Raw genomic sequence first — 1,140 nt, forward strand, 5'->3', positions numbered from 1 at the left:
GTCTGTTTTCGATAGGCTATCGGTGATAGATAACCCAACTTCCGTTGAATTCTATGGGTATTATAATTCTTAATGTAATTTGTGACAATATCTATTACAGTAGTGGTAGAGTATTTTGGCTCTATGTTTAGGTAGAATGTTTCACACTTTAACGAGGAATGAAAACATTCTATCGGGGCATTATCTGCTGGCATTCCCTTTCGGGACATGCTGCGGATGATGCCTTTTTCTTTGCACAGTTGATAGTAGGCATAGGAAGTATAGATTGATCCTTGATCACTGTGAAGGAGAACACCTTTTGGGAGTTCTAGCTGTTCTAAGGTTTCCACAGCTAAAGAAACGGTTTGTTTGTCACTAATTTTAAATGCGACAATTTCTCCATTGTATAAATCCATGATAGAAGATAAATAAAGCATTTTTTCTCCGTAAGGTAGATAAGTAACGTCTGTTACTAGCTTTTGATAAGGCTTGTCCGATTGAAACTGTCTCGCTAAATGATTCTTTGTACGATAGTGAGCTGTTCCTGGGCGTTGTGCTTTCTTTATCCGTACGCGGCAGTTCCAACGATTGGCTTGCATAATCCGCTGAATCTTTTTAGAATTAACGATTTCTTCTCTACGAATTAAGGCTGTGATTTTTCTATATCCGTAAGTATAATGATTCTTTTTACATAATTCTCCTACTTTTTTTTCAATAGGATCTGAACAAACTGCTTTTGCTTTCCAGCGATAGTAAGTTGATGGTGCGACAGTTAAGACCTTGCAGATATCCTTGATTTTATAGATGCTTTTTAGTTCTTCTACTAACTGGATAACTACTGACGCAACCACTTCCTTTCCAATTCTCTGTATTTTTTTAGCACATGAATTTCTAGTTCTTTTTGACGTAGTTGCTCCTTCAATTGCTCAATTTCACTTTTCTCTTCTTTAACAGGTTTTCCCATCGGACGATGAAATCGATGAATTTCTCCCTTTCTATACCAACCCCACCAGTTATCGATTTGTGTTTTACTTTTAACCCCTGTCAGCTCTAGTATCTCTTTTGTTGTCTTTCCTTCAATTTTCAATTCAATTACTTTCTCTTTGACTTCAAGAGAATACGCCATTTTTTTCTTCATCAAAAGCACCTCCGCTAAATTTA

At 36.6% G+C, this 1,140-nt stretch carries 1 protein-coding gene; it reads right to left on the reverse strand.

The genetic code is table 11. From position 1 onward, the window contains the following. Positions 1-1,117 (reverse strand): IS3 family transposase gene (locus AC1Z3K_RS18600; protein WP_461733564.1). Its coding sequence is split into 2 segments (ribosomal slippage), with 1,118 coding nucleotides annotated over them: positions 1-850 and positions 850-1,117; the frame shifts between segments, so codons are not numbered across the junction. This gene is flagged as partial in the annotation. Positions 1,118-1,140 lie beyond the last annotated feature (23 nt).

Source organism: Enterococcus sp. LJL128 (assembly GCF_056924295.1).